General features: G+C 64.3%; 5 protein-coding genes and 2 pseudogenes. 2 read left to right on the top strand and 5 right to left on the bottom strand.

Annotation, left to right across the window (positions count from 1 at the left end):
• Together M3461_01470 and M3461_01465 are read right to left on the bottom strand one after the other, a co-directional pair.
• Positions 1-264: alpha/beta hydrolase (locus M3461_01470; protein MDQ3773133.1), on the bottom strand; the 264-nt coding region annotated here is incomplete at its 3' end.
• Between the two features lie 136 nt (positions 265-400).
• A pseudogene (locus M3461_01465) lies at positions 401-2,034 on the bottom strand (helix-turn-helix transcriptional regulator).
• A 193-nt stretch (positions 2,035-2,227) separates the two neighbouring features.
• Between M3461_01465 and M3461_01460 the strand changes: the two are divergent.
• A complete protein-coding gene (locus M3461_01460; GenBank protein ID MDQ3773132.1) occupies positions 2,228-2,599 on the top strand; it encodes a hypothetical protein in 372 nt (123 codons plus the stop codon).
• A gap of 168 nt (positions 2,600-2,767) precedes the next feature.
• Here M3461_01460 and M3461_01455 read toward each other — a convergent pair.
• Positions 2,768-3,034, bottom strand: a pseudogene (locus tag M3461_01455) (methane monooxygenase/ammonia monooxygenase subunit C).
• Between the two features lie 417 nt (positions 3,035-3,451).
• Positions 3,452-4,282 carry an alpha/beta hydrolase gene (locus tag M3461_01450; protein ID MDQ3773131.1) on the bottom strand — a complete coding sequence of 277 codons (831 nt, stop codon included), beginning with the start codon at positions 4,280-4,282 and terminating at the stop codon, positions 3,452-3,454.
• Between the two features lie 569 nt (positions 4,283-4,851).
• Here M3461_01450 and M3461_01445 point away from each other — a divergent pair.
• Positions 4,852-5,049: a hypothetical protein gene (locus tag M3461_01445; protein MDQ3773130.1), complete on the top strand. Its 198-nt coding sequence runs from the start codon at positions 4,852-4,854 to the stop codon at positions 5,047-5,049.
• A 5-nt stretch (positions 5,050-5,054) separates the two neighbouring features.
• Here the strand turns inward: M3461_01445 and M3461_01440 are convergent.
• Positions 5,055-5,238, bottom strand: a 184-nt coding sequence (locus tag M3461_01440) for an MFS transporter (GenBank protein ID MDQ3773129.1), incomplete at its 5' end; no start/stop codon positions are given.

Here is a 5,238-nt window from a genome sequence, read left to right as displayed (position 1 = left end):
GCGATGCGTTGCCACGAGTCCCGGGATCACCCGCATCCAGTGCGCCGCATAACCTCCTGGGCCATGCAGCAGGATGAGCGGCGGGCCATCGCCGCCTTCCAACACCGCGGTCGAGACGCCGATAAGTCGCCGCCGGCGCTCCGTGACGGGCATTCCCACGAGCAGCCGTTCACGCGCGCTTGCGCCGGCGGGTGGTCGGCTGCGCCACACCTCGGCGTCTCGCGACTCCTCTGATGCGGCACGCGTTTGCTCCTGAGTGGTCATGGCCTTCCTCGTTCGTGTCTGCGGCGACTTTCCGCACTCGAACACTACGACGATGGCCAGGAGCGCGCGTCGGATGAATCACCCAATTTCCGCCGAGCGCGATATGGGTGGTTTTACTCAGGCGTAGCGAGATGGCTCAGATCAGCTTGTGCGCGTACGCGTAGGCCGTGGCTGCAGCCCGCGAGGGAACGTCCAGCTTCGCGAAAATATTACTCACGTGCCGGTCAATCGTCCGCTCACTCAAGAACAGCTCGGTGACGATGGCCTTGTTCGTCTTGCCGGTGGCGACCAGGCGCAGCACCTGCAGCTCGCGTGGTGTCAACCCATGGTGGTGATGATCGGGCGGTGCTCCCTGGGCGGCCGCGTGAGTGCGGGCGAGGTCCGGCCCGGCTCCCAATTGCTCGAATACAGCTTTGGCCGCGCCGAACTCGAGCTCGGCGGCCTCGTCGTCCCCAAGTGAGCGGCACGCCATTCCCATCAGCACCCGCACGCATGCGGCCTCGTAGGGCGCCTCGACCTGTCGCCATACTTCGAGAGCGCGACGCAGTGGGCCGAGCGCAGCCCGAGTGGCGCCTTCGGCCAAGTCGATCGTGCCTCGCGCCTGTGCAGCCATCGCACGCAGCACGTCGGTTTCGAACGTCTCGGCGATTTCCTCCAGCTCGCTGCTGCCCCCCCGCGCTTCCTGGATGTCGCCGACGGGTCAGCATAATCTCGACGTATGCAGGCAGGAGCCTCGAGCGCCGCAGTCGGTGCGTCGTCGCGCTCACGACGCGGCGGATTGCAGCAGCCGCCGCGTCCCTTCGTCCTTGCACCAGCCGCAACAGGGCTAAACCCGGTTGTGGGTCCCGCCCCCACTGGCTCGCGCTTCGGTAAGCCTCCTCGGCTGCGGCGAACTCCCCGCGGAGGCGGTGCACCTCGCCTTGTTGGTAGAACGCCGCGGCGGCGGCCCGCTGGTCGACCCCCTGGGAACGCTCGCGGGCGCGCTGCGCCTCCTCGATCGCGTCCTGCCAGGCGCCGTGCAGCTGCGTAATCTCGGCGCGATGGACCCGGCAGACGCCCGTGAAGGCGACCAGTTTCAGGTTGCTCCTCGCACCACCGCGCCAGAGCGGCGGTCCACTCGCCCGCGCGGCCGAACGCGTACACCTCCTGGCAAGCCTGGATCACACTGCAGTACATCAAACCCGTCACGAGGGAAGACAACTCCCCCGCGATGACTGCGACCATTACCTCGTCCAGCAGCGCCAGCCCGCACCCAAGCTGCCCCTGCTGCAATCGAATCCGACCCTGCTGGTGCCGGGCGCAGGCGATCAGGTCTGCGTCTCCGCAGTGTTCGCCGATCTCGGCGGCGCTCGCTGCGGTCGCGTATGCAGCCTCGCATTCGCCGGCGGCAAGCTGCTGCTCCACGACCGGCAACAACAGATAGCCCCGCTCCGCGCATTCGTGCGTCTCGCGTTCCAGCAACCGCTGGGCACGGGCGAGCCACCCAGTCGCGCGCCCCGTCTCTCCGCGAAAGAGAAGACGCAGACCCAGCCAGAACGCGCAGCGGACAGCTTGCACGCCTTCGCCAGCGTCCAGGTACGCCTGATGTGCGCGCTCGAGCGCACTCAGATAATCTTCGTCGCGACCGATCAGATACGCCGCCATGGCCAGCAGCTCGAGATCTTTACCGACGAGGGGCGTGGCCTGATCGGCGCGCGACAGCGACTCGTAGGCATCGGCCCACTTTCGCTGCGCATAACACTCCCGACCTCGCTCAAGTTCGTTGGGCATGTTTAAATTAAGGCCGTTCGGGTATCGTTGATCAAAATCGTTCATGCGCTTCGCTTCGCTCCGTGGGCAAAATTTGGCACATGGCGAATCAGCACACCGCCGCAGCGCTTTCGGCGGGTGGGAACTCTAAGCTTGCCAGCAGAAATTAGCAGTGGGATATTTGCCATTAAACGCGCTAATTCGGACAGAGTTCATGGCACACCGGATCACCCTTATCGCGCTCGATAATTACTTTGCTTCCAACGTTATCGGCACTGTGGACTTGTTACACACCGCAAACCTTATCGGCGCGCGGCGTGATCGGCCGCTCGATCCGATATTCGAATGGCAGGTTCTGTTGTTGACGGGCGGCCGGTACGCGCGTCGAACGGTTATACCCTGCCCGTTGATGGAGCGCTGGAAAGCGCTCCAGGTGGGGGTAGTGATTATCCCAGCGCTCAGGATTGCGCAACCCGAACGGCTCGCCGAGACGCTGGAAAGTCACCGGCCGTTGCTGCCGTGGCTCAAGGCGCAGTACGAGGCGGGAGTCATCATAGCAGCCTTCGCCGGGAAAGGCGATTCATGAAATCAACACTTCACAAAACGCAGAATGACCTGCCAGAGAAGGCTCGGCGCAAGGCGGTGGACCTGCGATCTCGCGATGTGCAACGAGGCACGGCCATATCAGAGCCTGGAATACCGCATGTCGGATGCGGCGTACTTCGCAGCGCTGGCGGCTTATATACCGTAGGACCTACACCGTCGTGACTTGCTTGAGGAGTTCGGACACCCTCATCACCACCTGCATGAGGGTGCCCCGAGCCCATGCGCAAACCACACCGCGACGACGAACTCGTAGTGTACGGGGAAGGCAAATAGCTCCTTCCGAAACCAGAAGGTGTGGCCCCACTCATTGTATCCAATACCTGGAAGTAGCATGAAAGGCCCCATTACCGCGAGTGTCAATGGCAGCGAAACACCCTTCGCGAACAAGGGTAAGCGGGTCCGTGCATATAGACCACGTCGCCATTCCAAGGATCGCGCTCAAGACCTCATTCTGACATTCTGCGGGTCGGTTAAGACCACTGCCGTGTCGTTCCCATTGATGTTCATGCTGTTTCTCCTTGTTCTTACGCACACGAGCCAGACGACTCTATACCAGATCCGAAGGACAATCGCCGCGCTGTCGTCGCCTAGATGGTGAGCGACGACTCTTCCCTTATAGCGCCCCGTCACCCGCTTCCAGAGACGTATCGTTGACCGTGACGGTGCCCTCGATCGCCTGTATCCACGCGTCGCAGTCCGCGTCGAGTTGATACGAGGCCCGGCCGCCGCCCGGACCTTGGCCGGGGTCCGATGGGCAACTTCGGTCAGCTTAGCGGGGATCCCGACGATCTCTCGCGGTTCGACGCGGCGATTCCGATGTGAGGTTCCATGGCTACTTGAGGAAGCTCACCAGCTCAGGGTTCACCGTGTCCGCGTGCGTCCAGGTCACCCCGTGCGGCCCGCCCTCCACCACCACCAGGCGGGCTCCCTTGACAGCCTTGTGCGTACGGATCCCCGTGGCAGTGATAGGAAGGATCCTGTCGGCATCGCCGTGAATGACCAGCGCGGGCACGGTGATGCGCGGTAGGTCCTTGCGGAAGTCGGTCCCCCACGCCGGAACGCAGTCGAGCGTGCCCTTGGCGGAGGCGGCGGCTGCGACGTTCCAGCTGTACTGGACAACCTGGTCGCTGATCCGCTTGCCGCCCAGGACGTCGACGTTGTAAAAATCCTTGAAAAACGCGGAGAGGAACGCCGGCCGGTCGGCGGCGATGGCTTTCTTGATCCCCTCGAAGACGCTGCCGTCCACACCTTCCGGGTTGTCCGCCGTCTTCAGCAGGAACGGCGGGACCGACGAGATGAACACCGCCTTGCTTACGCGCTCCGATCCATAGGTACCCAGGTAGCGGGCCACCTCACCGCCGCCCATCGAGAAGCCGACCAGCGCGAAATCACGCAGGTCGAGTTTCGTCACGAGCTTGTGCAGGTCCTCGGCAAACGTGTCGTAGGTGTAGCCCGTCGCCGGCTGGCTGGACCGGCCAAACCCCCTGCGGTCGTAGGTGACGACCCGGTGACCCGCATCCAGCAGGACCGCGACCTGCTTCTCCCAAGACGCGCCGCTCAGCGGCCACCCATGGATCAGCACGACGGGCTTGCCCGAGCCGTGGTCCTCGTAGTAGAGCTCGATGGGCGTAGAGTTGTTCTGACCGACCGTGATCTTGCTCATTACTCTTCTCCTTCTGTTGTTGTGATCTGCTCCGGCACTCACGGGCCTTCGAACCCAACCCGACCGGCAACGCAGACGGTGGGGTGGGTGTACGTGTCGTCCGGTCCAACCGCGTCCGCGGTGGCGGTGCACCAGAACGTCGCGGTCGCGACGTAGCCGCGTCGAAGCTCACGCCGTCGTCACGTCGGTGAGCTTTGCGGCCACTCGTGCTTCTGCTCAGTGGAGAAGAACACCCTCGACGAGTCTAACGTTGACGAAAGGCATAGCATGCTCCTCTTGGATAGTAGCTGAGGACTCGGCGCCAGCTTCAAGCGCGTAAAGAAACGTCTCGGCGTTACGCCGCTGCCGCTCTCGGCTCTGCGAGTCGCCATGGTTCGGTGCTGGTGGAACCATCGTGAGAACGTAGGCGCCGCAAAGGGTCTTTTCCGGGCACCTCCCTGAACTCGCCGGGCCCGGCCAGCGGATTCCCCGGGGTGGCCAAAGTGTAGCGCGGCCTCGGAGGGCCGGCAACGGCCGGAACCGTGGGGGGGCCTCGGCGGGACCGAGGCAGACCGGGTCCCGGCGCCGGGGTGACGGCGAGCGAAGGCCGCGAGTTGCGGGTCAGGGAGGGAGGTGCCCGGCGGCGGCTCAGCGGCGAGCCCCAGCGCCGCCAGGAGCCACCACACCGCGTGGGGCTCGGTCACCGCGCCCACGATCCGGCGCGAGCCGGCACAGCACGGACAGACGAGGACGTCAACCGCGAACACGCGGGACAAGGCGGACGATAGCGTGATCACTTCTTCGCGCGCGGTCGTCGCTCGACCAACACCCAGGCGGTGAGCGCGCTCAAGAGCGCGAGGCCCGCACTTAGCAGCATGATCCAGCGAAAGCCGGACACGAAGGAAAGCTGTACGGTGCGTCTGAGCGCCGATGCAACGGTCGCGTCCACACCGGTTGGGAGTGCGGCTTCCGCCAAC

Source organism: Pseudomonadota bacterium (assembly GCA_030860485.1).
Classification (GTDB): Bacteria; Pseudomonadota; Gammaproteobacteria; order JACCXJ01; family JACCXJ01; genus JACCXJ01.
This window is presented reverse-complemented; position numbering and strand designations above follow the sequence as displayed.